Here is a 23022-nt window from a genome sequence, read left to right on the forward strand (position 1 = left end):
GGCCCATCCGGAAGAGCCATGGCCAAGAAACAGGCACCGCCGAATCCCTACAAGGATACGCTCAACCTGCCGCAGACCGCGTTCCCCATGCGGGCGAACCTGGCAAAGCGCGAGCCGGAATGGCTGGAGCAGTGGCGCGCGGAGGATCGTTACCGCCGCTTGCGCGAGCACTGCGCCGGACGGCCGCGCTTCGTGCTGGCCGACGGCCCGCCGTACGCCAACGGCTCCATCCACGTGGGGCACGCGGTCAACAAGATCCTCAAGGACATCATCGTCAAGAGCCGCACGCTGGCGGGTTTCGATGCCCCGTACGTGCCCGGCTGGGACTGCCACGGCCTGCCGATCGAGCTGCAGGTGGAGCACAACATCGGCAAGCCCGGCCACGAGGTGGACGCGGCCCAGTTCCGCGAGGCCTGCCGGGCCTACGCCGCGGAACAGGTGGCCGGTCAGTCGGCCGACTTCCAGCGCCTGGGCGTGCTGGGCGACTGGGACCACCCGTACCTGACCATGGACTACCAGGTCGAGGCGGATACCGTGCGCGCGCTGGCGCGCATCTACGAACGCGGCCATGTGCAGATGGGCGAGAAGCCGGTGCACTGGTGCGTGGACTGCGGCTCCGCGCTGGCCGAAGCCGAGGTGGAGTACGAGGACAAGATCTCGCAGGCGATCGACGTGCGCTTCCGCGTGGTGGACGACGTGGATCTGGTGCGGCGTTTCTCCGGTGCGGATGCCGACGGCCCGGTGAGCGTGGTGATCTGGACCACCACGCCGTGGACCCTGCCGGCCAACCAGGCGGTGGCCGTGCACCCCGAGCTGGATTACGCGCTGGTGGAACTGGAACACGAGCGCCTGCTGCTGGCGGAAGAGCTGCTGGAGGACTGCCTGGGTCGCTACGATCTGGGCGAAGGCCGTGTGCTGGCCCGTGTGAAGGGTGCCGCGCTGGAAGGCCTGATGCTGCAGCACCCGTTCCTCGAGCGCGAAGTGCCGCTGATCCTCGGCGACCACGTGACCACCGAGGCCGGTACCGGCTGCGTGCATACCGCCCCCGGCCACGGCCAGGACGACTACGCCGTGGGCCTGCAGTACAACCTGCCGGTGGACAACCCGGTGGGCCCCGACGGGGTGTTCGTGGAGGGCACGCCGTATTTCGCCGGGCAGAACGTGCACCAGGCCAACGGCCACGTGATCGACGTGCTGCACGAGAAGGCCGCGCTGATCGTGGCGCGCAAGCTGCACCACAGCTACCCCCACTGCTGGCGGCACAAGACCCCCATCATCTTCCGCGCCACGCCGCAGTGGTTCATCAGCATGGACCGCGCGGAACTGCGCGCCGATGCCCTGCGCGCGATCGGCGCGACGCGCTGGATGCCCGACTGGGGCGAGGCGCGCATCCGCGGCATGGTGGCCAACCGGCCCGACTGGTGCATCTCGCGTCAGCGCCACTGGGGCGTGCCCATCCCGTTTTTCCTCAACCGCAAAACCGGGCGCGTGCACCCGCGCACCCCGGAGCTCACCGAGCGGGTCGCCCGGCGCATCGAGGAGCAGGGCATCGAGGCCTGGTTCAGCCTGGACCCCGAAGAATTCCTCGGCGAGGAAGCCGCCGACTACGTCAAGCTCACCGATACCCTGGACGTGTGGTTCGATTCCGGCGTGCTGCACAGCACGGTGGTGGAGAAGCGCCCCGAGCTGGGTGGCCTGCCGGCGGATCTGTTCCTCGAGGGTTCCGACCAGCACCGTGGCTGGTTCCAGTCCAGCCTGCTGACCAGCGTGGCCATGCGCGGCGAGGCGCCCTACCGCGGGGTGCTGACCCACGGCTTCACCGTGGACGAGAACGGCGAGAAGATGTCGAAGTCGCGCGGCAATGTCGTCGCGCCGCAGGAAGTCGTCTCCACCCTGGGGGCGGACATCCTGCGCCTGTGGGTGGCCGCGACCGACTTCGCCGGCGAGATGGCGATCTCCGACAACATCCTCGAGCGCACCGCCGACGCCTACCGGCGCATCCGCAACACCATGCGCTTCCTGCTCGGCAACCTCAGCGGCTTCGATCCGCAGCAGCACGCGGTGCCGCTGGACGAGCTGCTGCCGCTGGACCGCTGGATCGTGGCGCGCGCGCTGCAGGTGCAGGAACAGGTCACCCGCTCGTACGACGAGTTCCTGTTCCACCCGATCTACCAGAGGGTGCACAATTTCTGCTCGGTGGAGCTGGGCAGCTTCTACCTCGACGTGATCAAGGACCGCCAGTACACCACGCCGGGGGATTCGCACGCGCGGCGTTCCGCGCAGACCGCGCTGTACCACGTGGCCGAGGCCCTGACCCGGTGGATCGCGCCGATCCTGACCTTCACCGCCGAGGAGATCTGGGAGCTGCTGCCGGGCGAGCGCGCCGACTCGGTGCTGTTCGCCACCTGGTACGAGGGCCTGGCCCCGCTGCCGGACGACGCCGCGTTCAGTAACACCGACTGGGACCGCATCCTCGAGATGCGCACACACGCCGCGCGCGCGCTGGAGACCGCCCGCAACGAGCAGCGCATCGGTGCCTCGCTGACCGCCGAGATCGACCTGCACGTACCCGCCGATGCTCCGGTGCGCGGCCCGCTGGAGCGCCTGGGTGACGAACTGCGCTTCGTGTTCATTACCTCGGAGGTGCGCCTGAGTAGCGAGCCCGCCCCGGCCGAGGCGCATGCAGCGACCCTGGAGGACGGCACCGCGATCGGCGTGGTGGTGCACCGCAGTGAACACGCCAAGTGCGTGCGCTGCTGGCACCTGCGCCCCGACGTGGGCGAGAACCCGGCGCATCCCGAGCTGTGCGGGCGCTGCGTGACCAACGTGGAAGGGCCGGGCGAGACCCGGCGGTTCGCGTGAGGCTGCCGGGGCGTTCCGGACTGGCGCCGGGGCTCGCCCTGGCCGCGGTGGTGCTGGTCCTCGACCAGATCACCAAGTTCTGGGCCGAGCGCGCGCTCACCCAGTTCGCCTCGGTGGAAGTGGCCCCGTTCTTCAACTTCACCCTGCTGTACAACCCGGGGGCGGCCTTCAGCCTGCTGGCCGATGCCGGCGGCTGGGGCCGCTGGCTGTTGTCCGGGATCGCGATCGCCGCCGGGGTGCTGATCACCGTCTGGCTGGCGCGTCTGCCGCGCAATGCGTCGCTGACCATCGCCTCGCTGGGGCTGATCGTGGGCGGGGCCATCGGCAACCTGGTGGACCGCCTGCGCATCGGCAAGGTGGTGGATTTTCTCGATTTCCACTGGGCCGGTTATCACTGGCCCGCATTCAACGTCGCCGACATGGCGATCACCGTGGGCGCGGTGCTGCTGATCGTTGCCGCCTTTACCGAAGGCGAGGCCACCCGCCGCGACTGACCCGCCCCGCGTCCGCAAGCGAACTGGAGCAAAGATGACGACCGTAGTAAAAGAAAAGCGCGTACGCATGCATTACCGGCTGGTGCTGGAAAACGGCCTGGTGGTGGATTCCACCGGCGAGGAACCGACCGAGCTGGAGGTCGGCGCCGGCGAGATCCTGCCCGGGCTGGAAGACCTGCTGATCGGCCTGCAGCCGGGCGATCAGCGGGAATTTGCGATCGAGGCCGGGACCATGTTCCCTTGGCCCGAGAAAGAAGCTTTCCAGTCGGTGCCCCGCAACCAGTTCCCGCCCGAGGCGGAGCTGGCAGAGGGACAGATCTACGAGTTCACCAGCCCATCGGCCGAGGCCGTGCCCGGCCGCATCAGCGAATTGAGCGAGGAGACCGTGACCGTGGACTTCAACCACCCGCTGGCAGGCAAGAACTTCACCTTCGAGGTGGAGATCCTGGAAGTGCACCCGGCGGACGAGTGATCCGCGAGGAGAACAGGCCATGAACATGCAGGTCCGGCTCGCCAACCCCCGCGGCTTCTGCGCCGGCGTCGAACGTGCCATCGAGATCGTGGAACGCGCCCTGGAGATCCACGGCGCCCCGCTGTACGTACGCCACGAAGTGGTGCACAACCGGCACGTGGTCGGGCGCCTGGAAGACGCCGGCGTGGTGTTCGTGGAGGAACTGGACGAGGTCCCGGACGGCAATGTGGTCATCTTCTCCGCGCACGGCGTGCCGCGCCGCGTGCAGGAAGAGGCCGAGCAACGCGGCCTGACCGTGTTCGACGCCACCTGCCCGCTGGTGACCAAGGTCCACCTCGAGGTGTCGAAGCACGCCCGCGAGGGGCGCGAAGTCGTCCTCATCGGGCATGCCGGCCACCCCGAGGTGGAGGGCACCCTGGGCCAGTTCGACACCTCGAACGGCGGGCGCATGATGCTGGTGGAAACCGTGGAAGACGTGGAACGCCTGGAGGTGAGCGAGCCCGACCGGCTGGCGTTCGTCTCCCAGACCACGCTGTCGATGGACGACACCGCCGACATCATCGATGCCCTCACCGCGCGCTTCCCCAACATCGAGGGGCCGCGCAAGATGGACATCTGCTACGCCACGCAGAACCGCCAGGACGCGGTGAAGACCCTCACCGACGACTGCGACCTGCTGCTGGTGGTGGGCTCGAAGAACAGCTCCAACTCCAACCGCCTCGCCGAGATCGGCGCGCGCGCCGGCGTGCCGTCGTATCTGGTGGACGGCGCCGCCGACATCGACCCCGCCTGGCTCGAAGGCCGCGACCGCATCGCCGTGACCGCCGGCGCCTCCGCCCCCGAACTGCTGGTGCAGGAAGTCATCGACTACCTGCGCGAGCGCGGCGTGAACGAGGTCAGCGAAGTCGCCGGCCAGGAAGAGACCATCACCTTCTCCATCCCCCCCGGCCTGCGCGACACCGCCTGACCCCGGTAGGAGCGGCCTTGGCCGCGAACTGGAGTTGTCCTAATCTGGACCCTTTCGGATTCGCTGCCGCGGTGCCCCATGCTTTCTCCCGAACAAACTTCGCAGCTCGAGCGCCTCGCCAGAGAGCATGGCTGGGAGCTGCTGGTCCTGTTCGGCTCCACGGCGCGGGACGGCACCGGCCGCGACATCGACCTTGCCGTTCAGCCGGCGGAGATGCCGGGCCTGATGACCCAGGGCCGCTGGCAACGGCAACTGGAAGAGATCCTGGAACCCTGCCCGGTTGATCTGCTGGTTCTGAGCGAGGGCACTTCCCCGCTGACCCGGTTCGAGGTCTTCCGGGATGGCGTCTGCCTGTACGAAGCACAGGCCGGGCGCTTCCACGCCGAGCAGGACCGGGCCTTCTTCCTGCACGCCGACTCCGTACTCTTCCAGCAACTACGGTAGAGGGCACGGATGCCTCCTGATACCGATGCCGTGCCCGACGCCCTGGAGGTGTATTCCGCCTTTGCCAGCTGGGCCGGGGAGCGCGTCCGGTCGAGCCCGTAGTCATTCCTGCCGGGTATCGGTCTCCCGGGCGCCCCGGTGTACCCTGACCGCTTCAATCTCCCCGGAACATCCCGACCATGACCGAAACCACGCCCGCGCGCCACGACTTCCGCCTCAGCATCGTCTGCCCCGACCAGCACGGCATCGTGGCCCGGGTGGCCGAGGCCATTGCCGGCACCGACGGCTGGATCACCGAAGCCGCCCAGCACACCGACGCCGAGGCCGGCTGGTTCTTCATGCGCTGGGTCTTCGCCCTCGACCCCGCGCGCGAAGGCGAACTGCGCGACCGCCTGCTGCATCTGGGCGAAGACATGCGCATGGACTGGGTCCTGGCCGACTCGTGCAGCCGCCAGCGCGTGGTGCTCATGGTCAGCCGCGAAGGCCACTGCCTCAGCGACCTGCTCGCCCGCTGGCACGCCGGCGAGCTGCCCATGGACATCCCCGCCATCCTCTCCAACCACACCGACCACGAACCCCTGGCGCGCTGCTACGGCATCCCGTTCGAGCACATCCCCGTCCCGCGCGACGACCGCGCGACCGCCTTCGCCCAACTGCAGGAACGCCTCGACGACCTGCAGCCCGACACCGTGGTCCTCGCCCGCTACATGCAGATCCTCCCGCCGTGGATGTGCGAGCGCTACCCGCAGCGCATCATCAACATCCACCACAGCTTCCTGCCCTCGTTCTCCGGCGCGCGCCCCTACCACCAGGCGCACACCCGCGGGGTCAAGCTCATCGGCGCCACCAGCCACTACGTGACCGAAGAACTGGACGCCGGCCCCATCATCGAACAGGACGTGACCCGCGTACGCCACGACGACAGCGTGCAGGACATGATCCGCAAGGGCCGCGACGTGGAACGCTGGGTCCTCGCCCGCGGCCTGCGCTACCACCTCGAAGGCCGCGTGCTCACCCACGGCAACAAGACCGTCGTCTTCGACTGAGCGGCCATCCTCGCGTTGTTCATTTTTTTGTTTTGTTCAATAATGTTGAACAAGCTTAATCTTTGAACAGGTGCCCGGTCATGGATGGTTCACAGGAACAACGGCTTCTGGAACAGGCATGCGAACGCCTGGAAGGCGTGACCGGGCTGCGACCGCAGATCGAAGGTGCATCATCCCTTTACCTGCGGGTTGCCCCGGAACGCACCCAGCGGCGCTTCGAGGTCCACACCGTGCCCCGTCTCACCCCGGCCAGCGTGAGCTGGATCGCCGCCCGCCTCGAGCCCGAATACCCCGTACTGATCGTCAGCGAGTACGTGAATCCGCGCCTGGCCGAACGCCTGAAAAGCATGGATATCGGCTATCTGGACCTGGCCGGAAACGCCTACATCAATGCCCCGCCGGTGTACGTCTACGTCCGGGGCAACAAACCGGTGGCCGCGGAGTCAGTGGACCGCGACCCGGCAGGCCGCGCCGCCTTCCAGAGCGCCGGCCTGCGCGTCGTCTTCGCCCTGCTGTGCGCTCCCCGTCTTCTCCACGCGACCTACCGCGAGATTGCCGATGCCGCCGGCGTCTCGCTCGGCAGTGCCAGCCGAAGTCTTCAGGCACTGCGCGACCAGGGCTTTCTCCTCGAAACAGGATCGCGAACCCGCCGTCTGCACAACCATCATGCCCTGATTCAACGATGGACCCTCGCATACCCGGAACAACTGCGGCCCAGGACGTTACTCGGGCGTTACCGCGCCCCCGGGCCCAGGTGGTGGGAGGACGCCGACCTGGAACCGTACGGCGCCGTCTGGGGAGGGGAGGTCGCGGCCGCAAGGCTGACCGGATACCTGATCCCGGAGCGGGTTTCCATCCACACTCGCAGGACCCCCAACCGGCTGATGGCCGCCTTCGGCCTGCGCAAGGATCCGGATGGAGACATCGAACTCCATCAGACCTTCTGGCCGCCGGAATGCCACACCGAAGGCCCGGACCTCGCGCCGCGACTGCTCGTCCATGCCGAACTCATGGCGAGCGGCGACGAACGCAACATTGAAACTGCAAGGATGCTGTATGAGCACGGTCTGGCTGGACGTCTCGAACCGGATTGACCCACTAACTTGCCGAAGTACCGGGCATCCCGTCTGTAGTGATCGGGGCAGATCGTATTCTGCTGCCCCCCTCGGGACTTCCGCGGCTTGCAAGCTGCCGGTCGGGCTTGTCAGCAACCCCGGATGCTATAGTTCTCCTGTACTCAGGGGACGGCCAGAGCATGGAAACCGCGGGTTACGCCAATATCCCGAAGGCCGAAGAGGCGCAGTCGCCGCGCGAGCGGGTGACCGGGCTGGCGCATGACGCCGCCGCCATCGTGCGCGAGGAATTCGGCGATGATGCCCGGGTAATCTGGTTCGGCTCCTGGCCGCTCGGCACGGCGCGCTGGAACTCCGACATCGACCTGGCAATCGTGCCGGCCCGGCACGTTTCCGTCAGCGACTGGGGCCGGCTGCGCGGCCGCATCGAGGACCTGCGGACGCTCTACACCTTCGATCTGGTCGACCTGACCGAGGCCAGCGACGAACTGCGCCGCGACGTCGAAGACCACGGAGAGGCCCTCTGAGCAAAGCGGCCGAACAGTAATGCCCGGCTTTCCATCAGCTGAAGGAAGCGCTCTGCACCTGAACCGCCGCTGAGCGCTTACAGGACCGTGCGGCGGGCGAGGTGCAGGAGGCGGGCGGGCAGTTCGTAATCCAGCTCCCAGACGATGCTCATCGGCTTGCTGCCTTCATGGCGCTGGTAGCGCACCGGGCCGCAGAAGGTGAACGGTTGGCTCAGGCCGGTGGCGTCGCGCTTGGCCGGGCGTATGAACAGCATGGGGGTGTAGCCGAGCTGTTCGTGGTGGATGTAGCGCTGCCCGGTCTCCGAGGTGGGTGAGGTGCCGGACTGCGACTGCCAGTGGAACCGCCGTTCGTTGAGGGCGTAGTCCTCGTACATGGTGGTGGGGGAGAACTCCTGCTCGGATTTCTCCAGGGTCACGAACAGCGCATCCACTCGCCGTTCCGGCACATGCCGCACGCCCTCCTGCTGAGTAATCGGCTTATCCAGGCTGCCGAGGCCCAGCGCCAGCAGGATCTGCTCGCGGGTGTAGGACGCATGCAGCTCCAGCGGCCCCGTCTGCTTCGGGAAGGTGATGCCGCTGGCCGGCACCATGCGCTCGCGCCGCCAGGCGGCGACCTCCTGGAGGTCCCGGTAAAGGGGCCGCTGTTCGCGAACGAACCCGTCCACGGAGGCGAGATCCCCGCTGCCCGGGCGCTTCTTGCCCCAAAGCGTGCTGTGGATCAGGGCCAGCCGCAGCCGTTCTTGCTCGCTGAGCTGATCCAGGTTCGCCGTGGATTCGGCCAGATGGCTTTGTAGGGTTTCCAGCAACTGCTGGTCATCACAGCGGACCAGGCGTTGCAGCCCACGCTTGAGGCCGTTGGCATACGGCTTCAGTGCCTCGGTCGACTCCCCTCCGCAGTCCGCGCGCAGCCGTGAGGGCAGATCCTTGCGCAGCAGGTCTTCGGCATCGTCCATATGCAGGCAGTCCAGCATCTTGGGCAGGCTGGCGGAGTCGATGTCCTCCTGGAAACACCCCTTCAGCTCGCGCACGATCTGCGGGCGTTGGCGGTTGATCTGCGCGCGGATGTTGTCGAGGACCCGCTGGGTGGCCAACCGGTCGAGGTGGATCAGGCAGCCGCTGGGCAGCCAGGGGAAGCCCTCCTGGATCTGGTGATCCACCCGCTTCTCCGGCCGCGCGCTGAGCGCCCGGAACCGAGCGGCGTAGCGAAAGCGCCGGTGCTGCGGGGCCACGAAATCCAGCACCGTGAGGTGCGGCTTGCCTTCGTGCAGCCGCAGCCCGCGACCGAGCTGCTGCAGGTAGACCGTCAGGCTCTCGGTCGGACGCAGCAGCAACAGGGTGTCCACCTCGGGCAGATCCACGCCTTCGTTGTAGAGATCCACGGTAAAGATGAAGCGGATGCGCCCCTCGCGCAGGTCGCGCTGCACCGATTCGCGCTCGTGGTCCGAGCTCTCGCCGGTCAGCACCGCGCTGGGCACCTGCTTGGCCGAGAAATGCTCCGCCATGAACCGCGCATGGGCGCGGCTGATGCAAAACCCCAGGCCCCGAACCGAGCTCAGGTCGGTCGCATGTTCATGGGCCTGCCGCAACACCCAGTCGGCCCGCGCCTGGTTACCGGTGAACACGCCTTCGAGTTCTTGGGCGTCATAGCCCCCGCGCTGCCAGCTCACTCGCCTCAGGTCCACGGATTCGTGGTCGGCCACGCCGAAGTAATGGAACGGCACCAGCAGGCGCCGCTCGATCGCGTCCGGCAGGCGGATCTCGTGCGTGTAACGCTGGCCGAAGTGCTGGCGGATGTCGTCGGCATCCGTGCGCTCCGGGGTCGCCGTCAGGCCCAGCAGGCACTTGGGTCGAACATGGTCGAAGATGCGTTGGTAGCTCCCGGCGCTACTGTGGTGCGCCTCATCCAGTACCACGTAATCGAAATGCGCCGGGTCGAGGCGATCGAGGTCCCGCGCGTTCCAGCTTTGCACTGTGCAGAACAGATGGCGGTCCTGACTCGGGCGCGCCCCGCCCACCAGCACGTCGCCAAACTCGTTGTCCTGCAACACCTGACGGAAGCTGGCCATCGCCTGCCGCAGGATCTCCTCGCGGTGGGCGATGAACAGCAGCGACGGCCGCCCCTTGTCCGCCTGCTCGCGCGCAAACTGGCGATAGTCGAACGCCGCGATCATGGTCTTGCCGGTCCCGGTAGCAGCGATCACCAGATGGCGGTCGATCCCTGAACGGCGTTCGCGCTGGATATCCTCCAGGATCTCCTGCTGAAAGGCATACGGACGCAGATCGAAGAACGTGGTGGCGTCTTTCTGCGCGGCTGGCCCTGCGTTGGATTCCGATTCCAGCGCCTGTTGCAGGCGAGGGAGGTCATCCGTGGTGAGCGGTTCAAACTCCGCCGGGTCTGCCCAGTGCGCCTCGAACGAGGCCTCGATCTGGCGCCACATGTGCGGCAACTCGTATTCGCTGACCTTGGCCGTCCACTCCAGCCCCTCATCCATCGCCACGCGCGAGACATTCGCCGAGCCGATGTAGGCACTGCCAAACCCCGTATTCCGATGGAACAGGTAGGCCTTGGCGTGCAGGCGCGTGCGGTGGGTGTCGTACGAGACCCGGATCTCGGTGTTCGGCAGGCCCAGCAGAAACTCGATCGCCTTCAGATCCGTGGCCCCGAGGTACGAGGTCGTCGCGATCCGTAGCCTGGGCGAGCCATCGGCCGTCGGGGTCTCGGTAAAGCGCTTGAGTGTCTCGCGCAGGGCGCGAATCCCGCTCCACTTGATGAAGGACACCAACCAATCCGCTCGCTCCGCACTCGCCAGTTCCTTCTCGATCTGCGTGACCAGACTCGGTGTGCGATCGGATCCCGTGAGCAGGCTGGACAGCGCCAACGGTATATCCGGCCGCGGTGTCTCCTGCTGCCCCACCTGGTCGGCGGTCGGAGAGCGCACCTCCAACAACTGCCGAAACGGCGGTTGGGGCAGGTCCTCCTCAAAGCCCGACAGCGGATGCCCGGCTGCCGCCAACGCATCCGCCAGGATCTGCACGGCCTGCGTCCAGTCTTCATGCCCTTTCTCGCGCAGCTCGCCGGCGCGCTCCGCCAGCCGCTGGGCCAGCTCGGCGGCCAGAGTCATCGCCAGGTCGTCGCCCTCCAGCCCCTGGCTCCAGCGGGCGTAGTCCTCCAGCGCTAGGGCTTCCAGCGCCTGCCGCACCCGCGGCGTATCCAGCCGTTCATGCAGGCCGATCCATTCGCCCCCAGGCAGGGATTTGGCTGCGCTATCCCGGCTCATACGGAACGTCCCGCAATAAAGGTTTCGAGCAACGGGATGTCCGCGGGCGCCAGCTCGAGCCCGCGCGCCTCCGCCGGCGACACCCAGCACCAGCGATCGTGCACCGTCAGCACCGGGCTCTCGTCATCCGTCCACGCCCGCAGCGCCACCAACTCAAGGCTACCGTTACCCGGAATCGGCGTACGACCGATCTCTTCCCCCACCCGCAGCTCCAGCGCCAGCTCCTCGCGAAATTCGCGGCACAACGCGGCCTCCAGGCTCTCACCCGGTTCCGCCTTGCCACCGGGAAATTCCCAATACCCCGCCAGCGCCTGATCGGCCCCACGACGCGCCAGAAAGATCCGCCCCTGCGCGTCCTCCAGAATGCCGCAGACCACCACCGCCTGATTCGCTTCTATGAGCGTTTCCAACACCGGCTCTCCGTTAACCTCTGGCCGGATCGTACCAGGGAACGCCGCCACGGCTCCCGCCGGAAGCTCGATTCCCGGGCCCCATGTGGTCGCTGCTCCCGTCACGCCACACCGGGTAACGGTGATATCCCGATTCTGTATAGCACCGCGCTCTGTCACGCCCGAGCAGCCGCCTTCCACGTCTCGCCCCGAATCAGTCCAACCCCAAGCCTTTAAGGTCGGCCCCTCCGTCTCCGCTCTCTTGGGCTGGTGAGCCGCTGTAAGACCTTGAATAAGAGCCGAAAAGTGCTCGTCCCGGCGCGTGAGGCGCCATGCCACTCGACGCGACGGCCACTACCATGATAAAAGCATGGTTTATCTGTGGCGGTGTGCCACCGAGAGGAGAACGCCTGGATGATATGCAGAATCTGTATATCACCAATATGACAGATTCTGTCTAGTCTACTGTTACACATACTAGGAGACATTGAGATTGCTTTATAAGTACCGAGGAATAAGAGATTTTCGGTTCTTTACGGACATTATCTTAAAGAGTCGGCTATACGCTGCCCCGTACTTCGATCTGAACGATCCAATGGAAGGGAAGTACCTCTATAGCCAAGGTGGAGGCTCGCTTGATGAGGATATGCGCAGGCTACTAAAAGGTGAAAAGGAGAAATTGCGTATCTGTGCCCTATCGCGAGACCCGAATAATGAATTGATGTGGTCTCACTATTCAGAGGGACATCGAGGAGTCGTTGTTGGTGTAAAGATTGACCCCAGCAAGTATGAGGTGCGACCAATCGAATATGATGGGCTCCATAGGGTTGGACTGAATAATTTCCACAACGGCGCTGCAATTGATGTTCTGAGTCATAAACTTGATGTCTGGCAGTACGAGGCGGAGGAACGAGTATTTACTCGCGGAAAGCAGTTCGTCGACGTAACGGTATGTAGGATCATTTGCGGCAGCCGCATGAGTACCCAGGATAAAGGTTTTATCACTGAACTTGTGGAAAAAATCAATCCTGATATTGAGATTATTAATGCGCGTACAGATTCAGCGTATGTGTAACAAGTTGCTGCACACGGATAAATTACTCGGTATGCTCGCAATTTACCGGTGAGCAAAGCGTTAGGAGTCAATCGTACCCGTGAATACTGTTGCAAAAGGCGATGCGTTTGAAGACGAGGTCTTTCAAGCTCTTAAGCGAGAACTGGAAGAGGGCCGCCTTGGTCTAGCGCCAGCATCGGCAAGAATGTTCCAAAAGAAGGGTTACTACTCAAAGGACAGAGAGAAGGAAATTGTTGTAGACATATCGATTGAGGTTTGGCGGCCTGGGGCTGAAAACTTCTCTTTACTTTGGGTTTGCGAATGCAAAGATTATGAATCCCCAATCCCAGTAGATGACATCGAAGAGTTTAAAGCTAAGCTAGATCAAATTGCAGGCAAAAATGTGAAGGGAGTTGTTGTAACAAAACGTGCGTTTCAAAGCGGCGCATTGACCTTTGCTAGAAATCAAGGTATTGGGCTAGTCCGCATCATGCCCTCAGACCAGGTCTCGTGGTTCATGGACTTTATGGGAGTTCATTCACATGATCGGAAAACTCTAAGTTCACGGGATTTCAGAGCGGCGTTAACTAAGGAGAATCATCAGGCTAAAGAGCGCGACTTTTATGCAACATCGGATGGGAGGATTTATGGTGGGTGGCATGCATTGCTTCGGTACGCCCTGCAACCAGACTCATAACAAAGGGTTCAACCGGACCCCGGAAAGCACCGGGCCGGCAAAGCCGGGCGAGTTCGGTGGCGGGGCCGGTTAATCCAAACGTTATCCGTACAAGTAGGTTCTGGAGAATGACCACGTTAATACCTTCGCTGAACAGCTGCCTGCCGCGGATGACGTCGGGCGAGAAGCGCTTTGCGCGGCGGCTTGAGCACTTCCTGGAGGATGACTACCTGTGCTGGTACGACGTACCGGTGGGCGGGCGGTCGGAGCATCCGGATTTCATCGTGCTGCACCCGCAGCGTGGGCTGCTGATCCTGGAGGTGAAGGACTGGCGGCTGGAGACCATCCGGCAGATCGATCGCCAGGAGGCGACCATCCTGACGGACCGGGGCCTGAAGGTGGTGCCCAACCCGCTGGAGCAGGCGCGCCAGTATGCCTATCAGGTCATCAAGCCACTGGAGCGCGATCCGCAGCTGGTGCATCCGCCGGGGTCTTCCCTGCAGGGTCGGTTGATGCTGCCGTTCGGGCACGGGGTGGTGCTGGCCAATATCACCCGCGCGCAGTTCGAGCAGCAGGAGCTGGGCGAGGTGCTTCCGGCCAATCGGGTCATCTGTCGCGACGAGATGACGGAGTCCCAGGATCCGGAGAATTTCCAGAAGCGGCTGTGGGACATGTTCACTGTGCAGTTCCCGCACCGGTTGTCGCTGCCGCAGATCGACCGCATCCGCGGCCATCTGTTCCCCGAGATTCGCATCCGCCAGGGCAGCCTGTTCGACGATGCGTCCGACGCGGACGAGACCGAATCCCCGGCCGAAGTGCTCCCGGACCTCATGCGGGTGATGGACCTGCAGCAGGAGCAGCTGGCGCGCAGTCTGGGAACCGGGCACCGGGTGATCCATGGCGCAGCCGGGGCGGGCAAGACGCTGATCCTGGTCTACCGCTGCCTGCATCTGGCGCGGGCGCTGCGCAAGCCGATCCTGGTGCTGTGCTACAACCGCACCCTGGCCGATCGCCTGCAGGCCATCCTGGCGGAGAAGGGCGCGGGCGATCAGGTGGTGGTGTACAACTTTCACCGCTGGTGCCACGCGCAGCTGCGTACGTACAACGTGCCGCCACCGCCGAATAACACGGACAAGCGAGCCTTCTTCGACCAGCTGGTGCAGCAGGTGATCGACGGCGTCGACCAGGGGCAGATCCCCGGCGGGCAGTACGGCGCGGTGATGATCGACGAGGGCCACGACTTCGAGCCGCACTGGTTCCGGCTGGCCACGCAGATGGTCGACCCGGACACCAACTCGGTGCTGGTGCTGTACGACGACGCCCAGTCGATCTACGGCCGCAGCCAGAGTCGGTTCAGCTTTTCCAGCGTGGGCGTGGAGGCCCGCGGGCGCACCACCATCCTGCGGGTGAATTACCGCAACACCCGCCAGGTGCTGGACCTGGCCACCCGTTTCGCCCGCGAACTGCTGGACCCGCAGGAGGCCGAGGAAGACGGCATCCCGCTGGTGCCGCCGGAAAGCGCGGGCCGCGAAGGCCCGGAGCCCGCGATCATCCCCCTGCCCGCCCAGCCGCAGGAGATCGAATACATCGCCGGGCACTTCAAGCGGCTGCACGAACAGGGCCGCCCCTGGAGCGAGATGGCCGTGCTGCACCGCCGCGTGCCCGCCGCCGGCAGGATCCGCGCGGTGTTCGAGCGTGAGGGCATCCCGCTGGAAAACCTCGGGGACCGCAATCGCCAGAAATCGGCCACCCCGGCCGACACGGTCAAGATGGTGACCATGCACTCCAGCAAGGGCCTGGAGTTTCCCGTGGTGGCCCTGACCGGCCTGGGCGAGATGGACACCGCCGAGGAGCGCGAGGCCGAAGAGGCCCGCCTGCTCTACGTGGCCATGACCCGGGCCATGGACGAACTGATCGTCACCGGCCCGTCACAGTCTCCCTTCCTCCGTCGCATCGGCGAGGCCGCGCAGGCCTGAACCCGCGGGCCCGGGCGGGCGCTGGCGGTTACCCTCTATGCTGCGACGGGTTTAAAGGGGCGAGCATCCTCCACGACGAGACCATGACCCAGACTGGCGATCGCGGCGTGGACCGCCTCGATCCTGGAGCGGTGATCCACGTCGATTAGCCGCCGGATCGCACCCTCATGGCTGCCCATTCGGCGTGCCAGTTCCGAGTTGCTGACCCCTTCCGCCCGCATGGCGACCCGGAGCGCGAGTTTGGCGGCGATCAGGGGCGACACCGGCGCGATGGCCTCGCCCGGTTCCGCGTCGGTGGGGGAGGGGATGGGGCGCCCCTCCATGACGTAGCCAGCGAGCGCCGCGCCCAGGGCCTCGCCCATTTCGCGCAGCGCCTCCTCTTGAGATTCCCCGTCCGTCAGGGCCTCGGGCACGTCCCGGCACGTCGCCAGGTAGTGGCCGCCTTCGTCGCGTTCGAGTTGTACGGGGTATGCGTAGCGCAAGGCTCTGTCCTCAAATGTCGTTCGGGCCGGTTTTCTTTCCCAGCTTCTGCAGCCGCTTCAGGTATTCGTTTCCATTCATGTTGCGGCCCACTAATCCCTTGCCCATAGACTCGTACATTTGTGTACGAGTCGTCAAGCTGTTGTGTAGCTGATGCTCGGTCCGGGCTCCAGTTTTTCACCGTAGTCAGGGACCTACGGCTCTCCATGCGCGTGGGCGGGCCCTTGAACCGACGTCCTGGACCGCCAAATAGCTTGATCGGGAGCGAGAACTTCGGGGGCAATTGCCGCTTGCCCTGCGGTGTGCCACCTGTTGAAGGAGTCCACCAAACGGTAATGGACCACACGAATCCTTCCCCATCGCCGCCGGGGTCACCTTTGACCGCCTCGTGGACGGCGTCTAGCGTCAAAGGAGAGGGGCAGGGAACGGCTCCGGCAAACCCGTTGCAACCTCGCGGAATCGCGAAGGAGGCATACCATGCGCAGCGTAGACAACATGCCGGCCCTGGACTGGGAAAACGGCAGGAACGCCATGCGGGCGAAGTTCCAGGTGATGCACGAAGAACCGGTGGTGCTGAAGATGCCCGCCGACATGGACTGGTCGGTGAACGGGGACGAGTTCGGCTGCACGCTGGACGACGGCGGGATGCCGCGTGACTGCGAGGGCGGCAGCCTGCTGCATCGTCTGGCGGAGCTCAATGACATGCCGGCGCTGGAGGACATCGCGAAGGCCTGCGACTACTCCAGTTCCCGCGTGGACATCGACGCCGCCGGCTCCCGCATCATCGTGCACGACTGACCGGGCCTGCGCCGGGCGTGAGCCCTATGCTTCTGCGTGGAACTCGCGGTATTCCTCGAGGAAGGCGAGGCGGGTGGTGTCGGTCACCCGGTCGATGAACAGGGTGCCGTCGAGGTGGTCGATCTCGTGCTGGAACACGGTGGCGAGGAAGCCTTCGGGTTCCAGGCGGCGGGGCGTGCCATCGGGCTCGTGGTAGTCGACGGCGATGTGGCGCGGCCGGGCGACTTCGCCGCGCAGGCCGGGCACGGACAGGCAGCCTTCCCAGTAGCGTTGCGGGGTCGGGTCCAGCACGGTGATTACCGGGTTCACCAGCACCAGGCGGCCGGTGGGTACGGCATCGGGGTAGCGCGTGTTGCCGGGCTGGATCTCGATCACGGCCACGCGTCGGGTGTCGCCGATCTGGGCGGCGGCGAGGCCGAGCCCTTCGCTGGCGTGCATGGTATCCACCAGGTCGTCCACCAGTGCCTGCAGCCCGGGGCTGCCGAAGTCGCTATCGGCCACCGGGTCGCAGACGCGACGCAGGTCGGGGTGCCCCATACGCAGGATTCGACGAACGCTCATGGCATCGATGGTGCCACAGCGAAGAAGAACGTTCGCAGCCCGCCGGGTTCGTAGCCGGCCAAAGGAGACCGCATGGGGCAGTGGATCGTCGGAGTGGATCTGTCCGGGCCCGGGAGTGCCGGGCAGACGTCCGTGGCCGTGTTCGCTGAACGGGGCAGGGCGCTCCGGCTGCGGGAGCTGCTTGCGGGGGCGGACGATCAGGCGATCCTGGACCGTGTGCCGGCCGCGGCGGTGGTGGGGCTGGACGCACCGCTGTCGTACTCGCCCACCGGGGGCAGTCGCACGTCCGATCAGTCCCTGCGCCGCCTGGCGGTGGAGTGCGGCCTGCCGGCCGGCACCGTGATGGCGCCTTCCGCGCCGCGCATGAGCTACCTGACGCTGCGCGGTGTCGCGGTCAGCCGTATGCTCGCCTCCGAGCGCCCGGATGCCCGCGTGGCGGAGGTACATCCCACGGTGGCCATGGCGCTGGGCGGCGCTTCGGTCGAGAGCCTGAAGGCGATGAAGCACGCGGCGGACGCGCGACGGGAACTGCTGGCCTGGCTGGATCGGCAGGGTCTGAACGGGGTGCTCGATCTCGCCGATGCCAGCGACCATTCGGTTGCCGCCTGCGCCGCGGCATGGGCCGCCTGGCAGTGGAGCCGGGGCCGTTCCTCATGGATTCACCCGGCCGAGCCACCGGAACACCCGTACGATTTCGCCTGTTGAGTTTGTGGCTCAGCGCATGGTGGACGGACGTGGGCTGGCCAACGCGCCAGCGATCTGAATGCGCGCCTCGGACGGTTTGCCCCCGCTGCCAACGGCGGTGGCCTTCAGCCTGAAGGGTGGCGTGGGACGGTCAACCACGCTGGCGGCCCGGGCCCATCGTCTACAGAAGTGCAAACGGGGCTTCCCGGCGAGTCGATGCCGTGGCCTGTCCCGTAAATTGTACATTTGGGCTGCTCGCCCTATACTTGTACGGGTGACTGTACAGGAGGGCTCCATGAAGATTGTGTCATTCACTGAGGCTCGCAACGGCCTCAAAGCCGTACTCGATGGCGTGGTCGATGATGCCGACACCACGGTGATTACGCGCCGCGATTCGGAAGACGCCGTGGTAATGTCGCTGGATTACTACAACAGCCTGATGGAGACCGTGCATCTTCTGCGTTCCCCGGCGAATGCCGAGCATCTCAACAAGTCCATTGCGCAATACAAGGCAGGAAAGGCCACCGAGCGTGAGCTGGTAGACGGGGATGAGTAGTCGGCTTCTTTGCTGGACGGACGAAGCATGGAATGACTACATCTACTGGCAAGCTCAGGACCGGAAGACCCTCAAGCGGATCAACAAGTTGATCGCGGAGGTGAAGCGGTCACCGCTGGAAGGCATTGGCAAGCCGGAACCTCTCAAGGAGAACCTGGCTGGTTTCTGGTCGCGCCGTATTGATGACACCCATCGCCTGGTCTATGCCGTGGACGGTTCGTCCATCACCGTCATCTCCTGCAGATACCACTATTGAGCGCGATAGATGCAACCGCTGGCCCTCGCCGAACGGGGCATGCGGACGCGAGAAGACGATTGCGGAAAGGAAATGGTGGCCGGGGACGGAATCGAACCGCCGACACGGGGATTTTCAATCCCCTGCTCTACCGACTGAGCTACCCGGCCAGTACTGACTTGTTGCGGGGTTCGCCGTGAGGCGAAGGGCAGTATTAAAGCGGTCCGGGGCGCTCACGTCAAGGGTGCGCCCCGGCGCCGGCTTCAGGACTGGTTGGGGTCGACGAAGCCTTCGGGCTTTTCGGAGCCGTCGCCGAACAGGAACTTCTCCATTTCCTCTTCCAGGAACTTGCGCGCCTTGGGGTCCACCGGGGTCAGGCGATACTCGTTGATGAGCATGGTCTGGTGGCTCAGCCAGGCGTTCCAGGCTTCCTTGGAGACGTTGAGGTAGATCTTCTTGCCCATCTCGCCCGGGTAGGGCGGGAAGTCCAGGCCTTCGGCCTCTTTGCCGAGTTTTACGCAGTTAACGGTTCGTGCCATGGCCGGAATCCTTTTCGCTTTGGAGTAAGCCTTGTATGGGGGCCGGGATGCCTGCCGGCCGCGACTGGTCCGGTTTATACCAGATCACCCCGGGGGCATCCATGATCCCGCACTCGCCCGCCGGGAGCCGGTAGCGCTGCACGCGCAGGTCGAGCTGGTAGTGGCTGAAGCCGTGGCTCAGTGCGTCGCCTTCCAGCGCCTCGGCGTGTGGCCAGTGGGTGCGCACCCAGGCTTCCAGGTGCTCCGGGTCCTCGGCCTCGGGCAGGGTGTACAGACCGCCCCAGATGCCGCTGGGCGGGCGCTGTTCCAGGTAGATGCCTTCGGGCGCGTGCAGCAGGGCGGCCCAGCGGGTGCGTGTCGGGCGTTCGCGCTTCGGCCGCGGGTGCGGCAGCTCGGCGGTGCGTTCCTGCAGCCGGGCGCCGCAGTCTTCGGCCACCGGGCAGGCGAGGCAGTCGGGGCGGCTGCGGGTGCATACCAGCGCGCCCAGATCCATGATCGCCTGGGTGTAGTCGGCGCAGCGGCTGGCGGGGTTGCGGGCCTCGGCCTCGCGCCACAGGGTTTTCTGGCTGGCGGTGCTGCCGGGCCAGCCGTCCACCGCGGCGTGGCGGGCGAGTACGCGCTTGGCGTTGCCGTCGAGGATGGCCTCGGGGGCGTCGTGTGCCTGGGCGAGGATGGCGGCGGCGGTGGAGCGGCCGATGCCGGGCAGGGCCTCCAGCGCCACGCGTTCGCGCGGGAAGTGCCCGTCGTGGTCTTCCACGATGGTCCGGGCGCAGCGGTGCAGGTTGCGGGCACGGGCGTAATAGCCCAGGCCCGCCCACAGGGCGAGGACGTCGTCCACGGGGGCGGCCGCCAGGCTCTGCACGTCCGGGAAGCGCGCGGTGAAGCGCTCGAAATACGGGATGACGGTCTCGACCCGGGTCTGCTGCAGCATGATCTCGGAGACCCATACGCGGTAGGGCGTGCGCGGGTGCTGCCAGGGGAGGTCGTGACGACCGTTGCGGTCGAACCAGTCCAGCAGGCGTTGGGCAAAGGGTTGCATGATGGCGGGGAGGAGGCACCGACGCCCGGGGCGATGTGCCCGGGCGTCGGTGTCCGTGGTCGGGTTGAACGAGTGCGGGTGCCCCGGGTTCTCCGGTTTACTCGAGGAGTTCCCGCAGGCGGTCTTCCGCTTCCTGCTCGAGGCTGCGTTCGGCCTCTTCGTCTTCCTCGTCTGCCTCGTCTTCGTCAGCTTCTTCGACTTGTTCGTCGTTTGCTTCTTCCTCGTCCGCTTCGTCGCGCGAGACGCCGAGGCGCTCCATCAGGCGGCGGGTGGCCTCGTCGCGCAGTTCGTCCTCGTCCACGCCCAGCTCCTGGGCGGCGCGTTCACGCAGGATGGATTCGAGGTCGAGGCGGAAGCTGGGGTCGTCGAACGTGCCGCTGATCCGGATCGGCAGGCGGACGCCGCGCAGGTCTTCCAGCGAACGTCCGCCCTGGCCTTCCAGGGTGCCGACGAGCGTCGTGTCCACGCGGTAGTCCAGCGATTCGTCGTTGAGGTCGGCCGAGCCCTCCCCGCGTACGCGCAGCAGCGGGGAGTTGCCTTCCAGGTCGTTGTTGGAGACCACGCCGTTGTCGATCTCGAAACTGCCGGAGATCTCGCTGAAGTCCGTCTGCCGCGGCTCGTCCGACTCGTATTCACGGCCGCGGATGCGGGCCTCCGCGCGGCGGATGATGTCGGCGACGTTGATGCCGCGCACCGCGCCGTCCTCGAAGCGCATGTCGCCATCGCCGTTGAGGTTGGCTCGCAGGTCGGACAGCGCCTCGCCGTGCGTGGTGATATCGAGTGCGAGGTTGCCGGTGCCCAGCAGCATGGCGTCGTCACCCTGCAGGTCGTCCAGCAGGGCGCCGATATCCAGGCCGGCCAGGTCGGTAGTGAGGCCGTAGCGCGGCTGGCTGCCCGAGGCGTCCAGCTGGATGCGGCTGGTCAGTTCGCCGTCGTAGCCGGTGGCGGACAGCGGGTCGATCACCCAGTCGCCGCCGCGCGCCCGGATGTCCAGCGCGATGTCGCGCAGTTCCAGGCCCATCAGGATCAGGCGACCATCGAGGGCCAGGCTGCCGTCCACGTCGACGGAACGCAGGGCTTCCATCGGCAGTTCGATACGCAGCTCCTCGGCTTCTTCCTCGTCGGGGGCGCCGTTGGCTTCGCCGGTGCGCGCCTCTTCGACCTCCGGCGGGAGGTAGCGGTCGACATTGAGCTCGTTGCCGCGCAGGTCGAAACCGAAATGCGGGCGCTCGCCGGTGGTGTCCAGCGTGGCGTCACCGCTGAGGGTCGTGTCGTCGAGGGTGAACAGGAACGGCGACAGTTCCAGGTTGCCCGGCGTACCGGCCGCGGAAAGGTCGAACGCGACCCGCTGCAGGGCATCCGGATCCGCGGTGGCCGGGGCTTCCAGCCCCAGGTCGTCCATGACCGAGCGCAGGTTGAAGGTGTTGGAGCGCAGTTCGCCACGCATCTGGGGCTGGTCGCCCTGCAGGTTGCCCAGTTCGGCAAACCCGGTGAGGGTTACCCTGGAGGCCTCCACCGTCAGGCGCTCCATGCGCAGGCGGGTGTCGTCTTCGTCCACCTCCAGCGCCACGTCGCTGCGGAAGACGACGGCCATCGGCTGCGGCACCGGGCCGCCTTCCACGTCGAGGTTGAGGTCCAGGCGACGCACTGCATAGCGATTGTTCAGCAGGTCGAGGTTGACCAGTCCGGTCAGGTCCATGGTGGTGCTGAGCGGCTGCTCCAGCGCGCCGCCCTCGGCCTCCAGCGCGGCGGACATTTCCAGCCGGGTCTCCACGCCGGGCTGGAAGCGGCCCACCTGCAGGCTGAACGGGTCCAGCACCGCGCGCATCCCGGTCTCGCGGTCGTCCCACACCACGCGGGCGTTGGTCAGGCTGATGCCGGCGATATCGATCCGTTCCATGGCCAGGCGCGATTCGGTGGCGGTGCGTTCTTCTTCTTCGTTGCCGGTCACGGCCTCGTCACGGGCCTCGTCGGCGCGGGCAGCGAGGTCGTCCCAGTTGTTGCGGCCGTCCTCGTCGCGCGCCAGGTTCAGGCGCACGCCGTCGCCTTCAACCCGTTGCACTTCCAGCTCGCGGCGCAGCAGCGGCATGACCGCGACAGCCACGTCCACCACGTCGAGCTCGGCGAAGGGTTCGTCGCCGAAGCCCTCGGCGTTGCCGAAGCGCACGTCTTCCAGGCGCAGGCCGAGGGTGGGGAACAGCGTCAGGCTGACATCGCCGGCCAGTTCCAGATCGCGCCCGGTCTGTTCGTGCACCTGGGCCTCGATGCGCTCCTTGTAATCGTTGGCGTCGAACGTCACCAGCAGATACGCGGCGACGACGATCACCACGAGGATCAGGATGCCGATCAGGCCAAACAGGCGCTTGATCCATTTCATGTTCGGGAATCTCCTTGCGGGTCGGGGGCCTTCCAGCTGCCGCTGCGACCGCCGTGTTTTTCCAGAAGCCGGACCGTTTCCAGCACCATGCCCCGGTCCACGGCCTTGCACATATCGTAGATGGTCAGAAGGGTGGCGGAGACCGCAGTCAGGGCCTCCATCTCCACGCCGGTGACTGCATGTACTTCGCAGGTTGCCCGGGCCACGACCGCGTCATCTTCCAGATCGAATTCGACCGCCACGCGGCTGAGTCCGATGGGATGGCACAGCGGGATCAGGTCCCCGGTACGCTTGGCCCCCATGATACCGGCGATGCGGGCAATGCCCAGAACATCCCCTTTGGAATGATTGCCTTCGCGGACCTTCTGCAGGGTCTCCGGCTGCATGCGGATGCGGCCTTCGGCGATGGCCACGCGGTGGGAGACGGCCTTGTCGCCGACATCGACCATGTGGGCATGGCCGTGGGCGTCGAAATGAGTGAAATCGGTCATCCGG

23 protein-coding genes and 1 tRNA gene are annotated in these 23022 nt (G+C 65.8%); 15 read left to right on the plus strand and 9 right to left on the minus strand.

Annotation, left to right across the window (positions count from 1 at the left end; all coding sequences use genetic code 11):
• The first annotated feature begins 18 nt into the window (after positions 1-18).
• The 8 genes from ileS to C998_RS0101065 all read left to right on the plus strand — a co-directional run bounded on the left by ileS (position 19) and on the right by C998_RS0101065 (position 7885).
• The gene (gene ileS, locus C998_RS0101030) at positions 19-2862 is read left to right on the plus strand and encodes an isoleucine--tRNA ligase (RefSeq protein ID WP_018868983.1); all 2844 of its coding nucleotides are present in this window, start codon (positions 19-21) and stop codon (positions 2860-2862) included.
• The gene (gene lspA, locus C998_RS0101035) at positions 2859-3356 is read left to right on the plus strand and encodes a signal peptidase II (protein ID WP_018868984.1); all 498 of its coding nucleotides are present in this window, start codon (positions 2859-2861) and stop codon (positions 3354-3356) included. The genes ileS and lspA overlap by 4 nt, the downstream gene beginning before the upstream one ends.
• Before the next feature lie 34 nt (positions 3357-3390).
• On the plus strand, positions 3391-3828 hold the full coding sequence (locus C998_RS0101040) for a peptidylprolyl isomerase (RefSeq protein WP_018868985.1): 438 nt from the start codon (positions 3391-3393) through the stop codon (positions 3826-3828).
• Positions 3829-3847: 19 nt separating this feature from the next.
• Entirely contained in the window at positions 3848-4795 is a 948-nt protein-coding gene (ispH, locus tag C998_RS0101045) for a 4-hydroxy-3-methylbut-2-enyl diphosphate reductase (protein WP_018868986.1), read from the plus strand.
• Positions 4796-4873: 78 nt separating this feature from the next.
• Positions 4874-5239, plus strand: a complete 366-nt coding sequence (locus tag C998_RS0101050) for a nucleotidyltransferase family protein (protein WP_018868987.1) — start codon at positions 4874-4876, stop codon at positions 5237-5239.
• A 179-nt stretch (positions 5240-5418) separates the two neighbouring features.
• A complete protein-coding gene (gene purU, locus C998_RS0101055; protein WP_018868988.1) occupies positions 5419-6285 on the plus strand; it encodes a formyltetrahydrofolate deformylase in 867 nt (288 codons plus the stop codon).
• Positions 6286-6365: 80 nt separating this feature from the next.
• Positions 6366-7379 carry a type IV toxin-antitoxin system AbiEi family antitoxin gene (locus tag C998_RS0101060; protein WP_018868989.1) on the plus strand — a complete coding sequence of 338 codons (1014 nt, stop codon included), beginning with the start codon at positions 6366-6368 and terminating at the stop codon, positions 7377-7379.
• Between the two features lie 161 nt (positions 7380-7540).
• Positions 7541-7885, plus strand: a complete 345-nt coding sequence (locus C998_RS0101065) for a nucleotidyltransferase family protein (RefSeq protein WP_018868990.1) — start codon at positions 7541-7543, stop codon at positions 7883-7885.
• Between the two features lie 77 nt (positions 7886-7962).
• Here C998_RS0101065 and C998_RS0101070 read toward each other — a convergent pair whose 3' ends face one another.
• Both C998_RS0101070 and C998_RS0101075 read right to left on the minus strand, forming a co-directional pair.
• Complete coding sequence (locus tag C998_RS0101070; protein ID WP_018868991.1) at positions 7963-11163, minus strand: DEAD/DEAH box helicase; 3201 nt, start codon at positions 11161-11163, stop codon at positions 7963-7965.
• A complete protein-coding gene (locus tag C998_RS0101075) occupies positions 11160-11576 on the minus strand; it encodes a (deoxy)nucleoside triphosphate pyrophosphohydrolase (protein WP_081617402.1) in 417 nt (138 codons plus the stop codon). Before C998_RS0101075 ends, C998_RS0101070 begins: the two co-directional genes overlap by 4 nt.
• A 571-nt stretch (positions 11577-12147) precedes the next feature.
• On the opposite strand from C998_RS0101075, the gene C998_RS14395 reads away from it, so the two are divergent.
• From C998_RS14395 to C998_RS0101080, 3 genes are all read left to right on the plus strand, one after another.
• Positions 12148-12627, plus strand: a complete 480-nt coding sequence (locus C998_RS14395; RefSeq protein WP_196799367.1) for a hypothetical protein — start codon at positions 12148-12150, stop codon at positions 12625-12627.
• 79 nt (positions 12628-12706) lie between these two features.
• Entirely contained in the window at positions 12707-13303 is a 597-nt protein-coding gene (locus tag C998_RS14400; RefSeq protein ID WP_156001227.1) for a restriction endonuclease, read from the plus strand.
• A gap of 149 nt (positions 13304-13452) precedes the next feature.
• Entirely contained in the window at positions 13453-15258 is a 1806-nt protein-coding gene (locus C998_RS0101080) for a DEAD/DEAH box helicase (RefSeq protein WP_018868993.1), read from the plus strand.
• Between the two features lie 35 nt (positions 15259-15293).
• Here C998_RS0101080 and C998_RS0101085 read toward each other — a convergent pair whose 3' ends face one another.
• Positions 15294-15740, minus strand: coding sequence for a type II toxin-antitoxin system HicB family antitoxin (locus tag C998_RS0101085; RefSeq protein WP_018868994.1), 447 nt, complete (start codon positions 15738-15740; stop codon positions 15294-15296).
• Between the two features lie 475 nt (positions 15741-16215).
• Between C998_RS0101085 and C998_RS0101095 the strand changes: the two genes are divergently transcribed.
• A complete protein-coding gene (locus C998_RS0101095) occupies positions 16216-16536 on the plus strand; it encodes a hypothetical protein (RefSeq protein WP_018868995.1) in 321 nt (106 codons plus the stop codon).
• 24 nt (positions 16537-16560) lie between these two features.
• On the opposite strand, the gene def is transcribed toward C998_RS0101095, so the two are convergent.
• Complete coding sequence (gene def / locus C998_RS0101100; protein ID WP_026279419.1) at positions 16561-17097, minus strand: peptide deformylase; 537 nt, start codon at positions 17095-17097, stop codon at positions 16561-16563.
• Between the two features lie 72 nt (positions 17098-17169).
• On the opposite strand from def, the gene C998_RS0101105 reads away from it, so the two are divergent.
• The 3 genes from C998_RS0101105 (at position 17170) to C998_RS0101115 (ending at position 18593) form a co-directional block, all read left to right on the plus strand.
• Entirely contained in the window at positions 17170-17802 is a 633-nt protein-coding gene (locus C998_RS0101105; protein ID WP_018868997.1) for a DUF429 domain-containing protein, read from the plus strand.
• Between the two features lie 274 nt (positions 17803-18076).
• Positions 18077-18337 carry a type II toxin-antitoxin system Phd/YefM family antitoxin gene (locus C998_RS0101110; RefSeq protein WP_018868998.1) on the plus strand — a complete coding sequence of 87 codons (261 nt, stop codon included), beginning with the start codon at positions 18077-18079 and terminating at the stop codon, positions 18335-18337.
• Complete coding sequence (locus tag C998_RS0101115; protein WP_018868999.1) at positions 18330-18593, plus strand: Txe/YoeB family addiction module toxin; 264 nt, start codon at positions 18330-18332, stop codon at positions 18591-18593. Before C998_RS0101110 ends, C998_RS0101115 begins: the two co-directional genes overlap by 8 nt.
• 73 nt (positions 18594-18666) lie before the next feature.
• On the opposite strand, the gene C998_RS0101120 is transcribed toward C998_RS0101115, so the two are convergent.
• The 5 genes from C998_RS0101120 to moaC all read right to left on the minus strand — a co-directional run bounded on the left by C998_RS0101120 (position 18667) and on the right by moaC (position 23018).
• A tRNA-Phe gene (locus tag C998_RS0101120) sits at positions 18667-18742 on the minus strand.
• Positions 18743-18835: 93 nt separating this feature from the next.
• Entirely contained in the window at positions 18836-19111 is a 276-nt protein-coding gene (locus C998_RS0101125; protein ID WP_018869000.1) for an oxidative damage protection protein, read from the minus strand.
• Positions 19095-20150, minus strand: coding sequence for an A/G-specific adenine glycosylase (mutY, locus tag C998_RS0101130; RefSeq protein WP_018869001.1), 1056 nt, complete (start codon positions 20148-20150; stop codon positions 19095-19097). The genes C998_RS0101125 and mutY overlap by 17 nt, the downstream gene beginning before the upstream one ends.
• A gap of 97 nt (positions 20151-20247) precedes the next feature.
• Positions 20248-22527, minus strand: a complete 2280-nt coding sequence (locus C998_RS0101135; protein WP_018869002.1) for an AsmA family protein — start codon at positions 22525-22527, stop codon at positions 20248-20250.
• Positions 22524-23018, minus strand: a complete 495-nt coding sequence (gene moaC / locus C998_RS0101140) for a cyclic pyranopterin monophosphate synthase MoaC (RefSeq protein WP_018869003.1) — start codon at positions 23016-23018, stop codon at positions 22524-22526. Before moaC ends, C998_RS0101135 begins: the two co-directional genes overlap by 4 nt.
• Between the last annotated feature and the right edge of the window lie 4 nt (positions 23019-23022).

The sequence above is a fragment of the Thioalkalivibrio sp. ALgr3 genome (assembly GCF_000377325.1).
In the GTDB taxonomy this organism is placed as follows: domain Bacteria; phylum Pseudomonadota; class Gammaproteobacteria; order Ectothiorhodospirales; family Ectothiorhodospiraceae; genus Thioalkalivibrio.